The sequence below is a fragment of the Faunimonas sp. B44 genome (genome assembly GCF_052655945.1).
Map to the genome: position 1 here is coordinate 59031 of NZ_JBQYEX010000009.1, position 18763 is coordinate 77793.

Consider the following 18763-nt stretch of genomic DNA (forward strand, 5'->3'; position numbering starts at 1 on the left):
GCTTGTCGATCGGCGGGGCGGGGACTATGATGTGTACTGATCAAGCCCGTCAGCTGATCCTTATTCCAAGCCCGGTCGCGGTGTTCCCGCCTCGGGCCGTAGCTTTGAGGCCGAACTCCTCGATCAATTTCTCGACCATTATCGAGACCGCAACATCACGAAGGAATAGGTCGGCCTTTGACTGACCACGAATCCCCGCCGGTATTCGGCGCGCCGCCAAGTCGACACTCAAAACGAGAAGAGGGGATGGAAGTGGTTTCCCGCGTTCTGCGTGTTCCGCGATCAACTCACGCATTGCTGTTGCCGCCAGCCCCCATCCTTGTCGTGCATAGTCGACCAGTTCTCCCATTTGCGCTTCATCGGAGATTGCGAGGCGCTTCATTACGGTAACCGCCAGGCGGCGATTATCGCTTTTGGCTAGGAGACGAACCTCTATTCCGAAAAATTCTATGGGCGTGTCTCTGAAGAATGCGACGAGCTCGTCCGCGCGCACTCGTGCAGCGATCACATCGGGTGCCTTGGTCATGCCTCAGCCCTCGCCATTGGCACAACGCGGTTTTGCGGATCGACAATGCCGCCTATCAGCCCCGCCAAGGCTCGCAGCGCCTCCGCCTTCTCGTCTCGGTAGCGGTGCCGATCATAGACGCCCTCGACGCCGGCAATGACGTGCCCCATCACCCGCTCGGCGATCTCCGGGCGAACGCCGGCACGGGACATGAGTGAGCGCGCGGTGCGCCTGAGGTCGTGGAAGCGCCACGGCTCGATCCCCGGCAACTTCTTGTCGAGCGCCCGCTTGCAAGGCGAGAAGCCGTTGAAATGGCCATCGCCGCGTCCGGGGAAGACGTACGAATTGGACGCGAACCGCGGTTGGGCGCGGATGATCCCGATGGCGATCTCCGGCAGGACAAGCTCGCCGCCGGCGCCCTTCTCGCGATCCTCGATCGGAACGCGCCATGTGCCGTCGACCGACACGTCGGCCCACTTCATCGTGGCGAGCTTCTCGCGGCGCTGGGCGGTCAGCAGCGCAAGCTGAACCATCGCGCCGAACTTGCCGCTCGTCTCGGCTGCCGCCCACACGGAACGAAGCTCATCGTCGTCGAGGACGCGGTCGCGCGCTCGGCTCTTCGGGTCGGTCCGCCGCATGCCGCGGGCGATTGGCGGTTGGTAGTCGTCGTGGCGGGCGGCGTACCAGTTCATGCAGGCACGGATGATGGCAAGGACGTAGTCGGCCTGCCGGGCGCCGTGATCGTCTTCTACTTCGTCGAGGAGGGCTGCCACGTCGCCGCGGCGGATCGCTATGAACTCGCGGTCGCGCCACGAAGGCAGCACGTGCTTGTCGAGCAGGCGCGTAATCTCCGCCTCGGAGCGAAGCCCCTTCGCCTTGACGTGGCGGTCAAGCCATCGCCCGGCGACGATCGCGAAGGTCTCGACCTGCGGCTTCTCCTCGAAGGCGGGGAGCCCGTCCCGGATGCGCTGGATTGCCGTCCGCGCGCGATCCCGAGCCTCGTTGATGCGCAGCGCGTCGGCCGGTCCGATGGTCGCCCATACCTGCTTGCCGGAAGGATTGCGGGCGACCGCGACGAATGACTTCGCGCCTCCAGGCGTCACACGAACATAGTGGCCGCGAAGTTCCGGATCGGGTTCCGCATAGCGCGCGGCGCGCGGCTTCAGAGCGGCGACTCCCGTGTCGGAGAGGGACCTGCGACGGCTCATCATGGCGCTCCGGGCTAACGATCGGCTAACAACACGACCGTCTAACACCGGCTAACGCTAGGCTAACAAGAGCTAAAATGCAAGGAGTCTCAGCCGGTTGCCGATCCCGCAAGTTGAGCCAGCTTGTGCCGCGTTTGGCGCATTTTCCCCGGTTCCTAATCTGAGGGTCACAGGTTCGAATCCTGTCGGGGTCACCAGTCTTTCCGTATCGCCAGTTGCGGGAGGGCCTGCCTGGACTTGCCCGCAAGGCCGCCCGCCCGCCTCGTCAGGCCGGCGCGCGCGTGGCGGCGCCATCCTGCTCGGCGGTGATGAGCCCCTCGATGCGGCGGCGGAGCGCAGACGATCTGCGCACGGTCGGCTCGAGGCGGGCCTGGGCGAGGCGGTACACGGCCTCGTCGGAGGTCGTCTTCAGCACGGATTCGAGCGCTTCGCCGAGCCGCTCGAGCGGCGTCAGGGCGGCCGTCAGCAAATGCACGGGATCGCTTCCGCGCCATTTCGGCTCGGCCGGGGATGCGGGCAGCACGCCCGCCTGGGGCGGAAGCCCGTTGAGGAGGAGTTGCGCGCTCCCTTCGTCGCCGCATTCCGCGAGCGCTCGAGCGACTTCCCGGTGGCGGGCCTCGATGTCGCGCTCTCCCGCAGCGATCAGAGCTTCGAGTTCGGCGAGGCCATCCACCTCCGCCGGCGGGATCTCCCTCCGCGTCTCCCGGAACGCGGCGCGCCGCGCTTGCCGCAGGTCCGCCGCGCGGGCGAGCCTCTCCATCGCGATCCGCTCGGCCTCCTTCATGACGGCGCGGTCCGCCGCCTGGGCCGCGAGATAGGCGAAGAAGACGAAGGCACGCTCCTCGTTCTCGACCGCCTTGGCGAGAATGCGGTAGGGCGTCACGAGCGCGCTGCCGCGAATGTCGTCCCATGCGGCAGCGAACTCCGCCGGAATGCGCCTTAGGGCGCGGCGCTCGTCCATCGCGACCGTCAGCGCGCTTGCCTGGCCGGACAGTTCGGCGGCGTGCTCTTCAGCCTGCCTGCGGAGCCGCTCGAATGTGGCGGCGGCGCGGGGCTGGCCCCGACGTTCGGCATCGAGCGCGAGGCCGCGATACCGTTCGGCCGCGTCGCTCTCCATCGCGCGGGCAATGCCGTAAAGATCGGCGAGCGAGCAGTTGCCGGGTTCCGGCGGGTTTACCAACAGTTGCCTGCGCATGGTCCCATCCCTCCGCCGTCATATTCTCGGCGGGAAATTCGTGGCATCGTTGTTCTATCGCAACGTCGCCCCCGCCGCGGCGCGATAATTCGCACCCCGAACGGAGATGCGATGACAAGGAAGAACGGCGCGGGAGGAAACTGCGGTGCGGCGGCGGACAGGCTCCGCCGCACGTGCGCGTACTTTCTCTTCCTTCTCGTTGCGCTCCTCCCGGCTTTCCTCGGCACAGGGCATGCCGCGGCCCAGGGCGCCGGGCTCGAGCGATTCGTCGCCGGGCTGGCGCCCGGGGAACTCGTGCCAGGTGCCGACCGGCTCGGTCAGGTCGAGGCCGAGCCGCGGCTCGTGCGCGCCTTCAGGGGCGACGAACTCGCCGGCTACGTCTTCCTCAACTCCGATTACGTGAACAGCGTCGGCTATTCCGGCAAGCCGATCGACGTGCTGGTCGGCATCGATCCGGAAGGGACGATCCTCGGCGCCAAGCTCGTCGAGCATCACGAGCCGATCGTGCTGGTCGGGATTCCCGAGCAGAAGGTGGTGGACGCGATCGCGGGTGTGGTCGGCTACAACCCGCTCAGGGCAGTGGCCGAGGGTGCCGGTCCGCCGCGCATCGACATCGTGAGCGGCGCGACCGTGACCGTGCTGGTCATGGCGGAGAGCATCACCCGCTCGGCGGCGCGCGTCGCCCGCGCGCTCAGGATCGGCGGGGCCGGAGAGGCGGTCGCCGGCCCGAAGCGCGAGGTCGATCCCGAAGCTGGCACGATCGAGGACTGGACGACGCTGCTCGGCGACGGCTCCATCCGGCGCCTGAGCCTGACCGTCGGCGACGTCAACGACGCGTTCGCCCGTAGCGGCAACGAGAGGGCGGCGAGCCGGCCCGAGCGCGGCGAGCCGGACGAGGTCTTCATCGACCTCTACGCCGCGCTCGTCAGCCAACCCGCGATCGGGCGGAGCCTTCTCGGCGAGGCCGAGTACAACACGCTCGCCCGCATGCTGGCGCCCGGCCAGCACGCCATCCTGGTGGCCGGCGAGGGGCGCTATTCCTTCAAGGGGTCGGGCTATGTCCGCGGCGGCATCTTCGACCGGATCGAGCTGGTGCAGGGGACGGAGACGATCCGGTTCCGGGACCGTCTGCACCGCCGCGTCGGCGACATCGCCGCCGATGGTGCGCCCGCCTTCCGCGAGATCGGCATCTTCCTCATCCCGACCGGCGAACGGGGGGACGATCATGGCCGCCGGGGCGCACCGGCTCAAGGTGGCGGCGGCGCAGCCGGCATGCCAGACGTAGAGTTCGACCCGGCCGAGCCGTGGGAGCTGAAGCTCCTCGTCCAGCGCGCGACCGGCGCGCTCGACAAGGCGTTCGTGGCCTTCGCGCTGCCGTACCAGCTGCCCGAGAAGTATCTCGCGGCCGTACCCGAACCGGCTCCGCCCCCGGCCCCGGCCGAGGCCGCCCCGGCACCGGCTCCGGCCGGCGAGACAGCGCAGCCGAGCCAGCCGGCCGCCGCCGCCCCGACGCTCTTCGACGACGAGGACGAGGGCGAACCGCTCTGGGTGCGCATCTGGCGGAGCAAGGCGGTCGCGATCGGCGTCCTCGTCGCCATGCTCGGCACGCTCACCGGCATCTTCTTCTTCCAGGACCTCATCGTCCGCCACGAGAAGCTCTACGACCGCATCCGGCTCGCCTATTTGGCAGTGACCCTGTTCTGGCTCGGCTGGGTGGCGCAGGCGCAGCTCTCGGTGGTGAACGTCCTCACCTTCGCGAGCGCACTGCGGACCGACTTCCAGTGGTCCTACTTCCTGATGGACCCGCTGGTCTTCATCCTGTGGTTCTCGGTGGCGGCGGCGCTCCTGTTCTGGGGACGCGGGCCGTTCTGCGGCTGGCTCTGCCCGTTCGGCGCGCTGCAGGAGCTCTCGAACCGCGCGGCGAAGGCGCTCCGCGTGCCGCAGCTGAAGATCCCGTGGGCGGTGCACGAGCGGCTCTGGCCCGTCAAGTACATGATCTTCCTGCTGCTCTTTGGCGTCGCGCTCGGCTCGCTCGCCTTCGCGGAGCGGCTCGCGGAGATCGAGCCGTTCAAGACCGCGATCATCCTGCGCTTCATGCGGGAATGGTGGTTCGTCGCCTTCGCGCTCGGGCTGCTCTTCGCCGGGCTGTTCGTGGAGCGCTTCTTCTGCCGCTATCTCTGCCCGCTCGGCGCGGCGCTCGCGATCCCCGGCCGCATGCGGATGTTCGACTGGCTGAAGCGCTACCGCGAATGCGGCAATCCCTGCATGCGCTGCTTCAAGGAATGCCCGGTCGAGGCGATCCACCCTGAGGGGCACATCAACCCGAACGAGTGCATCTCGTGCCTGCACTGCCAGGTACTCTACCACCACGAACAGAAGTGCCCCGTCGTGATCCAGCGCCGCATCCGGCGCGAAAAGCTGCAGGGCCAGTCGGCGAAGCCGACGGGTGCGGCCGGGACCGAGTTGAAGCTGCCGGCCAAGGGCTCGGTGCGCAGACCGCCGCCGCAACCCGGCCAGATCGTCACCGAAGCAGAAGCTTGAAAGAGGAGAGGACCCATGTCTGACAAGGAACCGAATGCAGGCGTAAGCCGTCGCGGACTGCTGAGCGGAACGGGAAGGCTCGCGGCGCTCGCGGGCGTTGCCGGGGCGACGGCCGGGCTGGGCGGCGGCATGCTGGCGGCCCCGAGCCGGGCAAGGGCCGCGGAAGGCGCGGCGAGCGTCGGACCGGGCGAGCTCGACGAGTACTACGTCTTCTTCTCGTCCGGACAGACCGGAGAGATGCGCATCGTCGGGCTGCCGTCGATGCGCGAGCTGATGCGCGTGCCCGTCTTCAACCGCTGCAGCGCCACCGGCTGGGGACAGACCAACGAGAGCATCAAGATCCTCACGGAGGGGCTCACGCCGGAGACCAGGAAGTACCTGGAGACCCGCGGCGGGATCTACATGAACGGCGACCTCCACCATCCGCACATGTCGTTCACCGACGGCACCTATGACGGCCGCTACATCTTCATGAACGACAAGGCGAACACGCGCGTCGCCCGGGTCCGCGCCGACGTCATGAAGTGCGACAAGATCATCGAGCTGCCGAACCAGTGCACGGTCCACGGCCTGCGCGTCCAGAAGTACCCGAAGACCGGCTACGTCTTCTGCAACGGCGAGAACCGGGTGCCGCTCCCGAACGACGGCCGCAGCCTCGACAAGCCCGAGGAATACACCTGCATCTTCACGGCGCTCGACGGCGACACCATGGAGGTCGCCTGGCAGGTGATGGTCGACGGCAACCTCGACAACGTCGACGGCGACTACCAGGGCAAGTACTGCTTCGCGACCTGCTACAATTCCGAAGAGGGCGTGACGCTGGCCGAAATGACGGCGGCCGAGCAGGACTGGATCGTCATCTTCAACCTGAAGCGGATCGAGGAGGCCGTCGCGCGCGGCGAGGCCGAGATGATCAGCGGCGTGCCGGTGGTGGACGGCAGGAAGGGGTCGCCCTTCACGCGCTACGTGCCGGTCCCGAACTCGCCGCACGGCATCAACACGGCCCCGGACGGCATCCACGTCGTGGCGAACGGCAAGCTGTCGCCGACGGTCACCGTGTTCGACGTGCGCAAGTTCGACGATCTGTTCGACGACAAGATCGAGCCCCGGGACACGGTGGTCGCCGAGCCCGAGCTCGGCCTCGGCCCGCTGCACACGGCCTATGACGGCAAGGGCAACGCCTACACGACGCTCTTCCTCGACAGCCAGATCTGCAAGTGGTCGATCGAGAAGGCGATCCAGGCCTTCAACGGCGAGGACGTCGACCCGATCATCCAGAAGCTCGACGTCCACTACCAGCCGGGCCACAACCACACCTCCATGGGCCAGACCAAGGAAGCGGACGGCAAGTGGCTGCTGTCGCTCAACAAGTTCTCGAAGGACCGCTTCCTGAACGTCGGGCCGCTGAAGCCGGAGAACGACCAGCTGATCGACATCTCCGGCGACGAGATGGTGATCGTGCATGACGGGCCGAGCTTCGCCGAGCCGCACGACGCCACCATCGTCCACCGCTCCAAGGTCAACCCGGTCCATGTCTGGGACCGCAACGACCCGTACTGGGAGGACGCCCGCCAGCAGGCTGCCGCCGACGGGATCGATCTGGAGACGGCCGCCGACGTCATCCGGGACGGCGACAAGGTGCGCGTCTACATGCACTCGGTCGCGCCGGCATTCAGCCTGGAGGAGTTCACGGTCAAGGAAGGCGACGAGGTCACCGTCTACGTCACCAACATCGACGACGTGGAGGACCTGACGCACGGCTTCACGATCGAGAACTACGGCATCGCGATGGAGGTCGGGCCGCAGGCGACGGCGTCGGTCACGTTCCGGGCCGATCGGCCGGGCGTCTACTGGTACTACTGCCAGTGGTTCTGCCATGCGCTGCACATGGAGATGAAGGGGCGCATGCTGGTCGAGCCGCGTTCCGCCTGACCATGGCGCTCTCCCTGACCAGAGTTCTGGTTCTGGCCGCCGCGACCCTAGTCGCGGCGGCTGCCGGTGCAGCCGAGACCGTCGTGCCCGCAGGCGGTGATCTCGCCGCGGCCGTCGCGCGGGCGGCGCCGGGCGACGTGCTCCGGCTCGAGCCCGGCGTGCACGCCGGCGCCGTCACTGTCGACAAGCGGCTCACGCTGGCCGGCTCGGAAGGCAGCGTCGTGGCAGGGCCCGGCACCGGCAGCGTCATCACGGTCACGGCGCCCGACGTGCGGATCGAGAGCCTGGAGATCCGCGGCTCGGGCAAGGATCTCCCGGGCATGGATTCCGGCGTGCTCGTCAAGCGCACGGCAGGCAATGCGGCGATCATCGGAAACCGCCTCGCGGGCAACCTCTTCGGCGTCTATCTCCACGGCGCCGCCAACTCGCTGGTCGAGGGCAACCTCATCACGGGCCGGAACGACGTGCGGCTGGCGGAGAAGGGGAACGGGGTCTCGATCTGGAACGCACCCGGTTCCGCGGTCGTGGACAACGAGATGAGCGGCGTGCGCGACGGCATCTTCGTCACGACGAGCAAGCAGAACCGCTTCGAGAACAACCGCTTCTCCGACCTCCGTTTCGCCATCCACTACATGTACACCCACGACAGCCGGATCGCGGGGAACGTCTCGCGCGGCAACCATGTCGGCTATGCGCTGATGTACTCGAACAATCTCGAGGTCGTCGGGAACGCCTCGATCGGCGACCGCGATCACGGGCTCATGCTGAACACCGCCAATTCCTCCGAGATCCGCGGAAACAGCGTGGAGAACGGCGGCGAGAAGTGCGTCTTCGTCTACAACGCGAACAAGAACCGGCTCGTCGACAACCGCTTCGAGGGCTGCCCGATCGGCATCCACTTCACCGCCGGATCGGAGCGAAACGCGATCAGCGGCAACGCCTTCATCGGCAATCGCAGCCAGGTGAAATATGTCGGCACCCGTTTCGTCGATTGGGCGGCCGAGGGGCGCGGCAATTACTGGAGCGACAATCCTGCCTTCGATCTCGACGGCGACGGCATCGCCGACCAGCCCTATCGCCCGAACGACGTCATGGACGAGATCCTGTGGACGCTGCCGCAGGCGAAGGCGCTGGTGAACAGCCCGGCCGTCCATCTGCTCAGGGCCGCGCAGTCCCGCTTCCCGGCGCTGAAGCCCGGCGGCGTGATCGACAGCGCACCGCTGATGCGGCCGCCCCAGCCGGCAAGATCCCCGTCGTGAACGCGCTCGTCTCACTGCGGGACGTCACCAAGCGCTACCGCTCCGTCACGGCGGTGGAGGGGGTGTCGCTCGAGCTCGGGGCCGGTGAGGTCGTGGCGCTCGTCGGCCACAACGGTGCCGGCAAGACCACCCTCATCAAGATGATGCTCGGCCTGATCCGCCCGAGCGAAGGCGCGGTCACGGTGCTCGGCGCCGACCCCGCGGATGCGCGCGGCGCGACTGCCCGCCGCGGCCTTGGTTACCTGCCCGAGAACGTCGCCTTCCACGGCGCGATGACCGGCCGCGAGCTGATGCGCTTCTATGCGAAGCTGAAGGGCGAGCCGCGCGACCGCAACGCCGAGCTCCTCGCCCGCGTAGGCCTCGAGGGCGCGTCCGGCCGGCGCGTCTCGACCTATTCGAAGGGCATGCGGCAGCGCCTCGGGCTCGCGCAAGCTCTGATCGGCGATCCCAGGCTGATGCTCCTCGACGAGCCGACCAGCGGCCTCGATCCCGCCTCGCGGGCCGACGTCTACGACATGATCCGCGCGCTCAAGGCCGACGGCGCGACGGTGCTCGTCTCCACCCACGCGCTGCGCGAGATCGAGGCGCGGGCGGACCGGGTGGCGGTGATGCACCGGGGCAGGCTCATCGCGCTCGGCACCGTGCCGGCGCTCCGCCAGCAGGCGGCGGGCGATGCGGTCGTCACGGTGAAGGTCCGGCCGTGCAGCACGGCGGAGGTGCTGCGCCGCGTCCCGGAGGGGGTCCGCTGCCTCTCGCGGGCCGAGGACCGCCTTGCCCTCGCCGTGGAAGGCGGCCGGAAGATGGACCTCATCCGGCAGCTCGCGGCGATGACGGACCTCGTCCACGACGTGGAGACGGAGACGCCCGACCTCGAAGACGTCTATCGGCGGCTCGTGCGGCCGACGGAGGAAGCGTGATGCCGGTCGCCACCATCGCCGGACAGGAGATCCGCGCCGGGCTCCGCAATCGCTGGGTCGTCGCCACCACGCTGCTCCTCGGGGCGCTTGCGCTGAGCCTCGTCCTCCTCGGCAGCGCGCCGACGGGAACAGTCGGCGCAGACCCGCTCTCGGTCGTCGTCGTGAGCCTTGCCAGCCTGACCATCTTCCTGCTGCCGCTGATCGCGCTGCTGCTGTCCTTCGATTCCATCGTCGGCGAACAGGAGCGCGGCACGCTGACGCTCCTCCTGTCCTATCCGGTGGCGCGCTGGCAGGTGGTGGTCGGCAAGTTCCTCGGCCAGGCGGCGATCATCGCGATCGCCACCGTGATCGGCTACGGCGCGGCGGCGGCCGCGCTCGCCGTCTCGACGAAGATCAGCCCTGCCGCCTGGGGCGGCTTCGCCGGCATGATCGGCTCGTCCGTGCTGCTCGGCGCGGCCTTCGTCGCGATCGGCTCGCTCGCCAGCATCCTCGTGCGCGAGCGCGCGACCGCGGCGGGCCTCGCCGTCGGCGCCTGGCTCTTCTTCGTGATCCTCTATGACACGGCGCTCCTCGGCATCCTGGTCGCGGACCAGGGCAAGACGGTCACCGCGGGCGTGCTCGACGTGCTCCTCCTCTTCAACCCGGCGGACGCGTACCGCCTCTTCAACATGACGGCGACCGAAGGCGCCTCGGTCTACAGCGGCATGGCCGGCCTCGGCGAGGCCGGGCGGCTCTCGCCGGGCCTGCTGCTCGGCGCGCTCCTCGGCTGGGTGGTCCTGCCGCTCGTCCTCGCCATCCTGTCCTTCCGGAGAAAGCAGATATGACGCTGCGCGCACTGTTCGGGACGGCGCTCACCGCGCTCCTGCTCGCCGGCTGCGACGGCGGCGGGGAGCAGGCCGCGGCCGTGCCCGACCCCGTCGAGGTCTCGGCCGAGGCCACCGGCCATTATTGCGGCATGCTGCTCCAGGACCATGCCGGCCCGAAGGGGCAGATCCACCTCGCGAGCCGCGCCGAGCCGGTCTGGTTCTCCTCCGTTCGCGACACCGTCGCCTTCACGCGGCTCCCCGAGGAGCCGGACGACATCAAGGCGATCTACGTGAACGACATGGCCCGCGCGGGCGACTGGGACTCGCCCGCGGCGGGAACCTGGATCGAGGCGCGCGGGGCGTGGTTCGTCATCGGAAGCCGGCAGCGCGGCGGCATGGGCGCACCTGAAGCGGTTCCCTTCGGCGCGGAGACGGACGCGCGCAGGTTTGCCGACGAGAACGGCGGCCGCGTGGTACCGCTCGCCGACATTCCCGACGATTACGTGCTCGGCGAGGTTCAGCTGGGCGAGGAGCCCGCCGCGTCGGATCCGGCGCCGGCGCACGACGAGCAGGCCGGCGCTTCCGGCCATTCGGGCCATTGAGGCACCGCGATGCTGACCCGCAGACGCTTCATCACGATCGCCGCCGCCGCCGGAGCGCTGCCGCTCGCCGGCGTGCGCGCCGCCGGTGCCCCGACGAACGACGCGGTCGTCTGGCGCGGGTCGGCCATGGGAGCCGAGGCGAGCATCCGGATCGACCATCCCGACCGCGCTTTGGCAGACAGGCTCGTTTCCCGTGCCGTCGCGGAAATCGACCGGCTCGAAGGCATCTTCAGCCTCTACAGGGGCGATTCCACGCTTTCCCGGCTGAACGGTGCCGGCATCGTCGAGAACCCGCCCTTCGAGTTCCTCGAACTGATGGGGACCAGCCTCGCGCTCGCCCGGCGGAGCGGCGGCGCGTTCGACCCGACGGTGCAGCCGCTCTTCAGGCTCTACGCCGATCATTTCGGGACCGGGGGCGCCGATCCGGACGGGCCTTCTGACGAAGCGATCGCGGCAGCCCTCGCATGCGTGGGGCACGAGGGCGTGGTTCTCGACGAGGCTTCGGTGCGGCTCGCGCGGCGCGGAATGGCCGTCACGCTGAACGGCATCGCGCAAGGTTACGTGACCGACCGCATCGCCGAGCTCCTGCGGCGCGAGGGCCTGACGAGTGTCCTCGTCGACCTGGGGGAGACCCGGGCGATCGGCCGCCGGGGCGATGGCGAGCCGTGGCGCGCGGCGCTCGGGAATCCCCCCGACAAAAACGGCGTGCTTCTCGACCTGCCGCTCGGCGACGAGCGTGGAGCGTTTCCGGCGCTCGCAACCTCGGCCGGCCTCGGCACTCGCTTCGACCCGGCCGGCCGGCATCACCACATCTTCGATCCCCGCACCGGCAGGAGCGCCGCCCGGCACCTCGCCGTCGCCGTCGCCGCGCCGACGGCGGTGCTTGCCGACGGGCTTTCCACGGCATTGTCTGTTCTCTCGGGTGTGGCCGGGGAGGCGCTTCTGTCGCTTTACGGACCGGTCAGGGCGTTCTTCGTCGCATCCGACGGCCGGGTCTCGCAGTCGGCATTCTCCTAGCGCGGCTCGCGGGATCGTCGGCGCGTGAGCTCCCGCTCCAGCGGCTGATCGACCGTTCTTGCGGAAGCTGCGCAATCGGGCGCGTAGTTCCGGGGGAGCGACGTGATTCGCGACGGCGGGAGCCGACGGGACCGCATGGCCGACACCGACAAGGGGATTTCCGCCGGGGCGGCCGAGGATCGCGACCGCGCCTTCTTCATGGGCCTGGCGCGCGCCTTCGCCGGGGCGCTGATCTTTGCTCTGCCCATGCTGATGACAATGGAGATGTGGTCGATCGGCTTCTACATCGAGCCGTTCAGGCTGGTGCTTCTTCTTCTTCTCCTCATCCCGCTTCTCACCGGCCTCTCCTATTTCAGCGGGTTCAGGAAAACGACAGGCCTCGCCGACGAGGTCGTCGATTCCTTCGTCGCCGTAGCCGTGGCGGTTGCGATGGCGGTTGCCATCCTCACGATCTTCGGGGTCGTCGACGCCGGCATGAGCCCGCGCGAGGTCATCGGGAAGATCGCGCTTCAGGTCTTCCCCGCGAGCATCGGGGCGGTCCTCGCCACCGATCAGCTGTCCGGCGAGGAGGACCTGGACCGCGAGCAGAAGGAGCGGCGGAACAGCTATCCCGCCGAGCTCCTAATGATGGGCGCGGGTGCGCTCTTCCTCGGCCTCAACATCGCGCCGACCGAGGAGATCGTGCTTCTCTCCTACATGATGAGCCCCTGGCAGGAGATCGCGCTGGCGGTCCTGTCGCTGGTTCTGATGCACGGCTTCGTCTACGCCGTGGGCTTCTCCGGGGCGCCGGAAGTTCCCCGCCATGTCCCGTTCCTGAGCCTTTTCCTGCGTTTCACGCTGGTCGGCTACGCCCTCGTTCTCGTCATCGGGCTCTATCTGCTCTGGACCTTCGGCCGGACGGACGGAACGGGCCTGCAGGAGATCATCAGCGCAGTGGTCGTGCTCGGCTTTCCGTGCGCGATCGGCGCGGCGGCGGCGCGGATCGTCCTGTGAGGAGGGTAGCGGCGTGAAGCGTCAGGACGGTCGCGGCGGCGAAGGCCGGGAAAAGCAGATCCCGCGGACGTCGCCGTGGGAATGGCTCGCCGCGGCAGTCGGTCTCGTGCTCGTGGCCGGCGCGATCGGCTACCTGATCCATTTCGGGCTCACCCACAGGGACGAGGTGCCGGCCGTCAGGGTCGAGCGCACCGATGTGGTTGCGGCCGGCGATGCCCATGTCGTGCGCTTCCGGGTCGTGAACGGGAGCGGGGCGACCGCGGCCGAACTCCGCGTCGAGGGGGAATTGCGGGACGGTGACGTTGCGATCGAGCGGAGCGAGGCCGTGCTCGATTACCTTCCGCCGTTCTCCGAGCGGAAGGGCGGTCTCCTCTTCCGGCACGATCCCAGCCGGTACGAGCTCCTGATCAGGCCGACCGGCTACAGCGATCCGTGAGCCAATCGGGGAATCCGCTCCGGCCGCGTTCCCCTGGCCGAACCTTCGTTGCGGATGGGTCGTCGCCGGGGCCGGAGATCAGGTCTCGAGCAGTCTGAACGTGATGGGGAAGGCGGGACGAAGGGAGTTCGCGATGGTGCTGTCTTCGCATGCTGCATCGAAGATCCGCGCCAGGGTCGCGGCATCGGTGCCGCTCAGCTTCACGGCGATCTGTGCCCTGATGACGCGCGCGGGATTGCCCGCGAGGTCGACACGGGCTTCAAGCCGCTCGACCTGGAACGCGGGCACCGTCGCCGCATCCGCTGCGTAATGGAGATCGTTCCAGAAGCAGCCGCCCAGCGACGCCGCCAGCAACTCACCACCGTTGAAGCCCAGTCCCGAGCCGCCGTCCGTTCCCGGCGGGCGATCCGCAACGAGCGTGTGACCGCCTGCGCTGCGGCCCAATCCGGCGCCTGTCTCGCCGATGGCCGAGAAGCTGAACGAGATGCTCCTGCTCATTGCAGCCCCTCCCGTTAGGATCGCCGCGGCCGAGACCACGCCATTGCCGATCCGGCGTCAACCGGCCGCGTTGTCCGGCAGTCACGCCTCGCGGCGGAACGGGATGCCCTGCGCGTCGTCATAGTTCAGGCAGACCGTGTCCGTCAGGTCGAGCAGTCGATCCGTCAGCGTTGCAATGGGCTCGACAGCCATGACGCGGCCGCACTCGCTCATGATCGCGATCGTGCCGGGATCGACCCCGCTGCTCACGAAGACGCGCTTGCCCGCGAGCCTCTCCGCCAGTTCGGCCATTCCGCCCTCCTCGACTCCGATCCGCACTCGGCGAGATCTGCCGGCCTGCGCTGCCCGTTCATCCTATTTGCAGCCCCCGGCCTAAAGCAATAAAGTACGCGCATGTTTTTATCCGCAGCGATCACTCCGTCGCTGCCGCCGGGCCGAGGAGGTTTCCCGTGGACGACAGCCACACCCAGGTGGAGGCGCCGGGCATCGAAGTCGATGCGGACACGGTCGCGCGCGCCTACTCCGTGCCGGTCGCCTTCTTCATGGCCGAGATGCGCCGCGGCAATGTGAAGGCCTTCGTCGAGCGGGGCGAAGGCGAGGACGCAGGACGCTACAGGCTCAACTTCAGCTACCGCGGACGGGCGCTCCGGATGGTCCTGGACCGGGGAGAGATCGTGGCCGAGGAGATCGTGCCGGCGGCCGCATGCCGGGACTCCGTGGCGCAGCCGTGAGCCTGTTCCAGGATCCCGCCGCGCTCGCCCGGACGATCGTGGAGTCCGGTCCGGATGCAGTCATCGTCACCGACAGCGCCGGCATCATCCGGGCCTGGAACAAGGCGGCCGAGCGGATGTTCGGGTACCCCGCCTCGGAGGCGCTGGGGCAGTCCCTCGACATCATCATCCCGGAGAACCTGCGCGCGCGTCACTGGCAGGGTTACGCCGAGGTGATGCGGACCGGACGGAGCCGTTACGGCGAGGGCGACGTCCTCGCCGTGCCGGGCCTGCGCAAGGACGGGCGGCGCATCTCGCTCGAGTTCACCATCGTGCCTCTCCGCGAGGACGGTGAGATGTCGGGCATGGCCGCCGTGCTGCGGGACGTGACAGCCCGGTTCGAGGAGCTTCGCCGGCTCCGCAGGCAACTGGCCGACCACGCGGCCGGCTGAGCGAGGCCCGTCGACGGCAAGCCGGAGAGGAGGAGGCTTTACGTCGCGGTCCGCGGCACTGGACCGCGCGCGGCGTTGCTGACACTTTGCCGAACCTCGCAGACGGCGAAAAGGTCTCCCTTGCGTGTCGTGAACTGCCGAAGGGCGCGCCGCGCCCCCCTGGAGCGGCTGGCGTGATTCCCGGAGCGGAGGCGTTTGCGCCCTATGTCGCGCTGGCGGTCGTGCTCGCGCTCTTCGCCGCCTTCGCAAGCGAGAAGATGCCGCCGGAGGTGGTGGCGATCTGCGGCATGGCGCTGCTCCTCCTCCTCGGCCTGATCGATACGCGCGACATGCTGGGGGTGCTGTCGAACAGCGCCCCCTGGACGATCGTGGCGATGTTCATCCTGAGCGCGGCCCTGGTCAGGACGGGTGTTCTCGCGAGCTTCATGAACCGCCTGCACCTCCTGTCGCGCTACGGCACGGGCGTGGCCCTCGGGGCGTTCCTCCTGATGACGATGGCGGCGTCCGCCTTCGTCAACAACACGCCCATCGTCGTGATGCTCATCCCCGTGGCGATCGGGCTCGCGCGGAATGCCGGCATCCCGGCTTCGAAGATCCTCATGCCGCTCTCCTTCGCGGCGATCCTCGGCGGCACCGTCACTCTGATCGGCACGTCCACGAACATCCTGGTCGACGGCGTCGCCCGCGATCTCGGCGTCGCGCCCTTCTCGCTCTTCGAGATCGCCCCGGTCGGGATCCTCGTGGCGCTCGCGGGCGGGCTCTACATGGTGACGATCGGCCAGCGGCTCCTCCCCGACCGCACGAACGTTTCCGACCTCCTCCAGGGCCGGCACCGGCCGCATTTCCTGGTCGAGGTGCTCGTTCCGCACGATTCCCCCATGATCGGGCGCAACCCGGCCGAAGTGCCGCTCTTCCAGACCCCAGACCGCCGCGTCGTTGACGTCGTGCGCGGCGACCTGTCGCTCCGCCGCGACATGGCCTCCGTCGCGCTCGCTCCGGGCGACATCGTGGTGCTGAAGTCGCCGGTCTCCGACGTGCTTGCGATGCGGGATGGCAAGGAGCTGAGCGTCGGCGGTGAGGACCTCGTCGAGCCGGTCGCGGCACGCTCGACCGTCGTCGTGGAAGCGCTCCTCGGCCCGTCCGCCCGTCTCCTCGGCGCGACGCTGCGGGAGACCCGGATGCGCCGCCGTTACGGCCTCTATCCGCTCGCCCTCCACCGCCACGGCGAGAACCTCGCGTCGCGCATCGAGGACACCCCCCTCGCCGTCGGGGACACGCTGCTGATCGAGGGCTCGCCGGAGGACCTCCGCCGCTTCGCCGACGACATGGAACTCGTCAGCCTTGCCGAGCCGCGGGAGAAGGGGTTGCGGCGGGCGAAGGCACCGTTTGCCGGGCTGGCCCTCCTCGGCGTGGTCGTCGCGGCGACACTCGGGCTGATGCCGATCGTCGGGCTGGCCTGGATCGGCGTGGCCTTCGTGCTCGTCACGCGCTGCATCGACTCGGAGGAGGCGTTCGCGGCCGTCGACTGGCGCATCATCGTCCTCATCTACACGATGCTCGCGATCGGCAGCTCGCTGGAGAACACCGGCGCGGTCGAGCTGATCGTCGGCGCGGTCGAGCCGTGGGCGCGCGGCATGCCGCCGATCGTGATGCTCGCCGTCGTCTATTTCCTCACCTCGGCGCTCACGGAGATCGTCACCAACAATGCCGTGGCGGTGGTCGTCACCCCGGTCGCGGTGGCGCTCGCCATGCAGCTCGGGATCGATCCGCGCCCCTTCGTGGTGGCCGTGATGTTCGGCGCGAGCGCGTGCTTCGCGACGCCGATAGGCTACCAGACCAACACGTTGGTCTATTCGGCCGGCGGCTACCGCTTCACCGACTTCGTCCGCGTCGGGCTGCCGCTCAACATCATCGCCGGCCTCGTCACGATCGCCGTCGTGCCGCTCGTCTGGCCGCTGCGCTGACGATCAGAGCAGTTCGATCGCCTGCGCGCGGACGACGATGACCTCCTGCGCGAACCGCCGCTGGAGATCCTCGCGGTACGCTGTCCACCAGGCCCGGTCGAGCGTCTCGGCCATCACCTCCAAGACAGCGATGTCGTCGACGCTCGTGCTGCCGCCCTCGCGCCAGAGCCCCTCGGCCGGGGCACGGGTGAACGCCGTGAGGCCGCCGAAGCGCTCCGTCAGTTCACCCCGCACGCGGTCGAACGCCGGGGCCCCGAAGAGTCTGCCGGAATTGTCGCGGACAGGGAGGAGGATCTGGACGAGGATCATGCTTCTCTCGCTCGACGGGGCGGCAGCGCCGTCAACGCATGGCGGGCGCCGAAGGTCCCGGAGCACGAGTCCTGCGCTCGCCTTGCGGTCCCGCCCGCGTTGCGCTTTACCGGAATCCTGCCGTGGCGGGGTGCCCGATGAAGCCGACGAACAGCATCTATACCGGCCTGCCGACGACCATCTTCGAGGAGATGAGCCGGCTTGCCCTGGCGCACGGGGCGGTCAATCTCGGCCAGGGCTTTCCCGACACCGACGGGCCGGAGGACGTCCGGCGCGTTGCGGCCGACGCGCTCCTCGCCGACCCCAACCAGTATCCGCCGATGCTCGGCTGGCCCGATCTCAGGCAGGCCGTCGCGGAGAGCTGGCGCCGGTTTCGCGGGCTGGATGTCGACTGGGCGCGCGAGGTGCTCGTCACCTCCGGCGCGACCGAGGCTCTTGCAGACGCGATCGCCGCTCTGGTCGAGCCCGGCGACGAGATCGTCCTCGTCGAGCCGCTCTACGACTGCTACCTGCCGCTGGTGCGCCGGGCCGGCGCTGTCCCGCGCCTCGTTCGCATCGCCCCGCCGGACTGGACGATGGACGAGGCGGCGCTGCGCGCGGCCTTCTCGCCGAAGACAAAGGCGATCCTCCTCAACAACCCGCACAACCCCGCGGCCAAGGTCTACACGGCCGCTGAACTCGAGCTGATCGCCCGCCTCGCCGTCGAGCACGATGCCTATGTCATCGCCGACGAGGTCTACGAGCATATCGTTTTCGACGGCGCGCGGCATCGCTCCATGCTGTCGATGCCGGGCATGCGCGAGCGCGCCGTCGCGATCGGATCGGCGGGCAAGACCTTCTCGCTGACCGGCTGGAAGGTCGGTTACGTGACCGCCGCCCCCGCACTCCTCGACCCGATCGCAAAGGCGCACCAGTTCACCACCTTCACCACGCCGCCCGACCTGCAGAAGGCGGTCGCCTACGGCCTGCGCAAGGAGGAGGCGTACTATCGCGAACTCGCCGGAGCGCTCGAAGCGAAGCGCGACCGCCTCGCCGGCGCGTGCCGGCGGCTCGGCTTCGGGATCATCCCGTGCCGAGGGACCTACTTCCTGACGGTTGACTGCAAGCCGCTCGACCTCGGTGAGGATGACGTGGCGCTCGCCCGCCGGATGACGGAGGAGGCGGGCGTGACCGCGATCCCGGTCTCGGCCTTCTACGTTTCCGATGCGCCGCGCTCGTTCCTCCGGCTCTGCTTCTCCAAGCGCGACGAGGTGCTCGACGAGGCGGCTGGCCGGCTGGAGCGTTGGCTCGCCTCTTCCGGCCGCTCAGCCGCCTGAGCCCATCGGCCTACGCGCGGCCCGGCCCGTCGCTGCGGCACGATCCCCGAAAAAGCCGCGTGGCTTCTCGCGCGCGCTGCCAGATTGCGGCGGGTTTCTGCCC

Annotated in this window: 19 protein-coding genes; 13 read left to right on the plus strand and 6 right to left on the minus strand. The window is 68.8% G+C overall.

Going from position 1 to position 18763, the window contains the following annotated elements; all coding sequences use genetic code 11:
- Positions 1–49 precede the first annotated feature (49 nt).
- From ACUN0C_RS15245 to ACUN0C_RS15255, 3 genes are all read right to left on the minus strand, one after another.
- Positions 50–526, minus strand: a complete 477-nt coding sequence (locus ACUN0C_RS15245) for a hypothetical protein (RefSeq protein WP_445467245.1) — start codon at positions 524–526, stop codon at positions 50–52.
- A complete protein-coding gene (locus ACUN0C_RS15250; protein WP_445467246.1) occupies positions 523–1713 on the minus strand; it encodes a tyrosine-type recombinase/integrase in 1191 nt (396 codons plus the stop codon). Before ACUN0C_RS15250 ends, ACUN0C_RS15245 begins: the two co-directional genes overlap by 4 nt.
- A 265-nt stretch (positions 1714–1978) precedes the next feature.
- On the minus strand, positions 1979–2908 hold the full coding sequence (locus ACUN0C_RS15255) for a hypothetical protein (protein WP_445467247.1): 930 nt from the start codon (positions 2906–2908) through the stop codon (positions 1979–1981).
- A 111-nt stretch (positions 2909–3019) separates the two neighbouring features.
- On the opposite strand from ACUN0C_RS15255, the gene ACUN0C_RS15260 reads away from it, so the two are divergent.
- The 9 genes from ACUN0C_RS15260 to ACUN0C_RS15300 all read left to right on the plus strand — a co-directional run bounded on the left by ACUN0C_RS15260 (position 3020) and on the right by ACUN0C_RS15300 (position 13411).
- A complete protein-coding gene (locus ACUN0C_RS15260; RefSeq protein WP_445467248.1) occupies positions 3020–5449 on the plus strand; it encodes a 4Fe-4S binding protein in 2430 nt (809 codons plus the stop codon).
- Between the two features lie 15 nt (positions 5450–5464).
- A complete protein-coding gene (nosZ, locus tag ACUN0C_RS15265) occupies positions 5465–7381 on the plus strand; it encodes a TAT-dependent nitrous-oxide reductase (protein WP_445467249.1) in 1917 nt (638 codons plus the stop codon).
- A 2-nt stretch (positions 7382–7383) separates the two neighbouring features.
- Positions 7384–8640 (plus strand): nitrous oxide reductase family maturation protein NosD, encoded by a 1257-nt coding sequence (locus ACUN0C_RS15270; RefSeq protein WP_445467250.1) that lies wholly within the window; start codon positions 7384–7386, stop codon positions 8638–8640.
- Positions 8637–9557, plus strand: a complete 921-nt coding sequence (locus ACUN0C_RS15275; protein WP_445467251.1) for an ABC transporter ATP-binding protein — start codon at positions 8637–8639, stop codon at positions 9555–9557. The genes ACUN0C_RS15270 and ACUN0C_RS15275 overlap by 4 nt, the downstream gene beginning before the upstream one ends.
- Positions 9554–10381 (plus strand): ABC transporter permease subunit, encoded by an 828-nt coding sequence (locus ACUN0C_RS15280; protein WP_445467252.1) that lies wholly within the window; start codon positions 9554–9556, stop codon positions 10379–10381. Before ACUN0C_RS15275 ends, ACUN0C_RS15280 begins: the two co-directional genes overlap by 4 nt.
- Positions 10378–10965 carry a nitrous oxide reductase accessory protein NosL gene (locus ACUN0C_RS15285; protein WP_445467253.1) on the plus strand — a complete coding sequence of 196 codons (588 nt, stop codon included), beginning with the start codon at positions 10378–10380 and terminating at the stop codon, positions 10963–10965. Before ACUN0C_RS15280 ends, ACUN0C_RS15285 begins: the two co-directional genes overlap by 4 nt.
- A 9-nt stretch (positions 10966–10974) precedes the next feature.
- Positions 10975–11982 (plus strand): FAD:protein FMN transferase, encoded by a 1008-nt coding sequence (locus tag ACUN0C_RS15290; RefSeq protein WP_445467254.1) that lies wholly within the window; start codon positions 10975–10977, stop codon positions 11980–11982.
- A gap of 135 nt (positions 11983–12117) precedes the next feature.
- Positions 12118–12975: a TIGR02587 family membrane protein gene (locus tag ACUN0C_RS15295; RefSeq protein ID WP_445467255.1), complete on the plus strand. Its 858-nt coding sequence runs from the start codon at positions 12118–12120 to the stop codon at positions 12973–12975.
- Between the two features lie 13 nt (positions 12976–12988).
- On the plus strand, positions 12989–13411 hold the full coding sequence (locus tag ACUN0C_RS15300; RefSeq protein ID WP_445467256.1) for a TIGR02588 family protein: 423 nt from the start codon (positions 12989–12991) through the stop codon (positions 13409–13411).
- A 78-nt stretch (positions 13412–13489) separates the two neighbouring features.
- Here the strand turns inward: ACUN0C_RS15300 and ACUN0C_RS15305 are convergent, their stop codons facing one another.
- Together ACUN0C_RS15305 and ACUN0C_RS15310 are read right to left on the minus strand one after the other, a co-directional pair.
- Positions 13490–13909: an OsmC family protein gene (locus ACUN0C_RS15305; RefSeq protein ID WP_445467257.1), complete on the minus strand. Its 420-nt coding sequence runs from the start codon at positions 13907–13909 to the stop codon at positions 13490–13492.
- Positions 13910–13990: 81 nt separating this feature from the next.
- A complete protein-coding gene (locus ACUN0C_RS15310) occupies positions 13991–14200 on the minus strand; it encodes a hypothetical protein (protein ID WP_445467258.1) in 210 nt (69 codons plus the stop codon).
- 158 nt (positions 14201–14358) lie between these two features.
- On the opposite strand from ACUN0C_RS15310, the gene ACUN0C_RS15315 reads away from it, so the two are divergent.
- The 3 genes from ACUN0C_RS15315 to ACUN0C_RS15325 all read left to right on the plus strand — a co-directional run bounded on the left by ACUN0C_RS15315 (position 14359) and on the right by ACUN0C_RS15325 (position 17035).
- On the plus strand, positions 14359–14640 hold the full coding sequence (locus ACUN0C_RS15315) for a DUF6522 family protein (protein ID WP_445467259.1): 282 nt from the start codon (positions 14359–14361) through the stop codon (positions 14638–14640).
- Positions 14613–15071 carry a PAS domain S-box protein gene (locus ACUN0C_RS15320; protein ID WP_445467260.1) on the plus strand — a complete coding sequence of 153 codons (459 nt, stop codon included), beginning with the start codon at positions 14613–14615 and terminating at the stop codon, positions 15069–15071. The genes ACUN0C_RS15315 and ACUN0C_RS15320 overlap by 28 nt, the downstream gene beginning before the upstream one ends.
- Before the next feature lie 173 nt (positions 15072–15244).
- Positions 15245–17035 carry an SLC13 family permease gene (locus tag ACUN0C_RS15325; RefSeq protein WP_445467261.1) on the plus strand — a complete coding sequence of 597 codons (1791 nt, stop codon included), beginning with the start codon at positions 15245–15247 and terminating at the stop codon, positions 17033–17035.
- A gap of 3 nt (positions 17036–17038) precedes the next feature.
- Here the strand turns inward: ACUN0C_RS15325 and ACUN0C_RS15330 are convergent, their stop codons facing one another.
- Complete coding sequence (locus tag ACUN0C_RS15330) at positions 17039–17344, minus strand: hypothetical protein (RefSeq protein WP_445467262.1); 306 nt, start codon at positions 17342–17344, stop codon at positions 17039–17041.
- A 137-nt stretch (positions 17345–17481) separates the two neighbouring features.
- Here ACUN0C_RS15330 and ACUN0C_RS15335 point away from each other — a divergent pair, with 137 nt between their 5' ends.
- Complete coding sequence (locus tag ACUN0C_RS15335; protein ID WP_445467263.1) at positions 17482–18660, plus strand: aminotransferase; 1179 nt, start codon at positions 17482–17484, stop codon at positions 18658–18660.
- The last annotated feature ends 103 nt before the right edge of the window (positions 18661–18763 follow it).

Bases quoted from the DNA above. Each gene is read 5' to 3' on its own strand.
- ACUN0C_RS15245 (WP_445467245.1), bottom strand. From the start codon at position 526: ATGACCAAGGCACCCGATGTGATCGCTGCACGAGTGCGCGCGGACGAG.
- ACUN0C_RS15250 (WP_445467246.1), bottom strand. From the start codon at position 1,713: ATGAGCCGTCGCAGGTCCCTCTCCGACACGGGAGTCGCCGCTCTGAAG.
- ACUN0C_RS15255 (WP_445467247.1), bottom strand. From the start codon at position 2,908: ATGCGCAGGCAACTGTTGGTAAACCCGCCGGAACCCGGCAACTGCTCG.
- ACUN0C_RS15260 (WP_445467248.1), top strand. From the start codon at position 3,020: ATGACAAGGAAGAACGGCGCGGGAGGAAACTGCGGTGCGGCGGCGGAC.
- nosZ (WP_445467249.1), top strand. From the start codon at position 5,465: ATGTCTGACAAGGAACCGAATGCAGGCGTAAGCCGTCGCGGACTGCTG.
- ACUN0C_RS15270 (WP_445467250.1), top strand. From the start codon at position 7,384: ATGGCGCTCTCCCTGACCAGAGTTCTGGTTCTGGCCGCCGCGACCCTA.
- ACUN0C_RS15285 (WP_445467253.1), top strand. From the start codon at position 10,378: ATGACGCTGCGCGCACTGTTCGGGACGGCGCTCACCGCGCTCCTGCTC.
- ACUN0C_RS15290 (WP_445467254.1), top strand. From the start codon at position 10,975: ATGCTGACCCGCAGACGCTTCATCACGATCGCCGCCGCCGCCGGAGCG.
- ACUN0C_RS15295 (WP_445467255.1), top strand. From the start codon at position 12,118: ATGGCCGACACCGACAAGGGGATTTCCGCCGGGGCGGCCGAGGATCGC.
- ACUN0C_RS15305 (WP_445467257.1), bottom strand. From the start codon at position 13,909: ATGAGCAGGAGCATCTCGTTCAGCTTCTCGGCCATCGGCGAGACAGGC.
- ACUN0C_RS15310 (WP_445467258.1), bottom strand. From the start codon at position 14,200: ATGGCCGAACTGGCGGAGAGGCTCGCGGGCAAGCGCGTCTTCGTGAGC.
- ACUN0C_RS15320 (WP_445467260.1), top strand. From the start codon at position 14,613: ATGCCGGGACTCCGTGGCGCAGCCGTGAGCCTGTTCCAGGATCCCGCC.
- ACUN0C_RS15330 (WP_445467262.1), bottom strand. From the start codon at position 17,344: ATGATCCTCGTCCAGATCCTCCTCCCTGTCCGCGACAATTCCGGCAGA.
- ACUN0C_RS15335 (WP_445467263.1), top strand. From the start codon at position 17,482: ATGAAGCCGACGAACAGCATCTATACCGGCCTGCCGACGACCATCTTC.